The following is a 2092-nucleotide window of genomic DNA, read 5'->3' as shown; positions in this document are numbered from 1 at the left end:
ATGATTTCCTGACCTAAGATCACATTTTATTCTTTTTTCCACTTCAATCTAAGAATTGAGAAAAAAGCAAAACCTTATATTGTACCATAAAAAAATTATGCAAGAGGTCTACTTATTCCTTGTGTGATGCAGTTAGCTTTTTATTGATGCGTCAGTTCAATATTAATGAAGCATTAACCACCGATCGCCATTTTGAGCAAGAAGGTTTTCACCGTTTACTTGTATTCTAAAAAGGGCAGAGCTACGTCAGGGGTTGGTATTTCTCCAACTGGTACTCCTGCCATTTCCCCGACCCCCGTTCGGTGAGGGATTGGGCGTTTCCCAACTGCGCGGCAGCTTCCCGCCAGAATTGTTCAAAGTTCTGCCGCAGTTCTCCGGTGGCAATCATTGATTTTAACCCGATAATTTAGCCAACAATTCCAAGAATTTTTGACTATTAGGAGTCAAGAGAGTTCGACGATAGGCATCGGCGGCCTTTTTAATCGCTTCCGCTTGGGTGGGATAGGGATGAATAACCATAGACAGTTTACTCAGTCCGATTTTAGCAACCATAGCGGTGGTAATTTCGGAAATCATCTCCCCGGCGTGGGTGGCGACGATAGTGGCTCCTAAAATTTGGTCGGAACCTTGTTTGTGAATAATTTTTAAAAAACCTGCTGTTTCCCCATCAGCGATAGCTCGATCGACTATACTCAAAGGAATTTTAATAGTATTAGTGGCCAATCCCCGGGCTTGTGCTTGGGTTTCATCCATGCCCACATGGGCGATTTCTGGGTCGGTATAAGTGACCCAAGGCATAACTAAATTACTGAGCTTATAGCGTCCGAAACCGAAGGGAGAAAAGAGGGTATTTTTAATCACAATACGGGCGGCCGCATCGGCGGCATGGGTAAATTTCCAATCCATACAGATATCACCGGCCGCATAAATTTTCGGGTTAGTAGTTTGCAGATAATCATTAACTTTGACTCCCCGACGAGTATCGTATTCCACGGCTACCGCTTCTAAATTTAATCCTGACACATTAGGCTCCCGGCCAGCACCGACTAAAATCTCGTCAACGGTGATAGTTGCTCCTTGACCGTTGCTTGTATATTCAATGGTTTTACCCCGCTCATTTGTTGTCACCCGTTCAATTTGGCAGCAGAGAATCAATTGCATTCCTTCCCGCAGCAAAGTATTCTCAATAATTTCGGCCGCTTCTCGGTCTTCTTTATTCAAAAGATGGGAATGATTATGAAATAAAATCACCTGCGCGCCTAACCGTTGAAAAGCTTGGGCTAATTCACAACCAATCGGCCCGCCACCGATAACAGCTAATCGAGGAGGTAATTCTGTGAGGGAAAAAATTGTTTCATTGGTATAAAATCCCGCCTCTTTTAGTCCGGGGATATCGGGATGAAAGGCCCCAGCACCAGTGGCAATGACAGCTTTTTTATAATCGAGGGTTTTTCCGGTCACTTCCACAGCATTTTGTCCTAAAAAACGAGCGCTACCCAAGAAGACATCGATACCTAGTTTTTGGAAACGTTGCACCGAATCATTAGGGCTAATATCGGCGCGAATTTGCCGCATTCTGGTCATGACTCTGGCAAAATCTACCCTAGTATCCCCAATATTAATTCCTAATTTTTTGGCTTTCTCAATTTCCCCGATAATTCTAGAGGAACGAATCAGACATTTAGAAGGAACACAACCGAAATTGAGGCAATCTCCCCCCATGAGGTGTTTTTCCACTAAAGCCACTTTTAAACCTATATCTAAACCCGCCGCTCCCGCCGCTACGACTAAACCCGCAGTACCCGCACCAATGACGACTAAATCATAACAATCTTGGGGTTGTGGATTGACCCAATCGGCAGGATGAACATAATTAACTAATTTTTGATTATGTTCGTCCATGGGGAGAACATTAACTTCCCTAGAGCTATTTTCAAACATATTAGACCTCTTGTAAAAATCAAAAATTGTTGTTAGGGTTAGGAGTCAGTAGCCAGTAGTCAGTAGTCAGGATAATTAAGAATCAATAATAATCAGTTAAATGGTCTATTTACAGATTTTATGCAATTTAATTCTTATTTTTGCCGTTTTT

The 2092-nt window shown here is 42.7% G+C and carries 2 protein-coding genes and 1 pseudogene; 1 reads left to right on the top strand and 2 read right to left on the bottom strand.

What is annotated here, in order from left to right; translation table 11 throughout:
* Positions 1-110 precede the first annotated feature (110 nt).
* A pseudogene (locus tag PX636_RS22620) lies at positions 111-230 on the top strand (type II toxin-antitoxin system VapC family toxin); the annotation flags it as partial.
* An 11-nt stretch (positions 231-241) separates the two neighbouring features.
* Here PX636_RS22620 and PX636_RS07675 read toward each other — a convergent pair.
* Both PX636_RS07675 and PX636_RS07670 read right to left on the bottom strand, forming a co-directional pair.
* Positions 242-388, bottom strand: coding sequence for a hypothetical protein (locus PX636_RS07675; RefSeq protein ID WP_002758360.1), 147 nt, complete (start codon positions 386-388; stop codon positions 242-244).
* A 5-nt stretch (positions 389-393) separates the two neighbouring features.
* Positions 394-1941: a mercuric reductase gene (locus PX636_RS07670; RefSeq protein ID WP_288116652.1), complete on the bottom strand. Its 1548-nt coding sequence runs from the start codon at positions 1939-1941 to the stop codon at positions 394-396.
* Positions 1942-2092: the final 151 nt, after the last annotated feature.

It is taken from the genome of Microcystis sp. M53598_WE2 (genome assembly GCF_030067735.1).
Classification (GTDB): Bacteria; Cyanobacteriota; Cyanobacteriia; order Cyanobacteriales; family Microcystaceae; genus Microcystis; species Microcystis aeruginosa.
This window is presented reverse-complemented; position numbering and strand designations above follow the sequence as displayed.

Coding starts and splice junctions, on each gene's coding strand:
- PX636_RS07670 (WP_288116652.1), bottom strand. CDS start 1,941: ATGTTTGAAAATAGCTCTAGGGAAGTTAATGTTCTCCCCATGGACGAA.
- PX636_RS07675 (WP_002758360.1), bottom strand. CDS start 388: ATGATTGCCACCGGAGAACTGCGGCAGAACTTTGAACAATTCTGGCGG.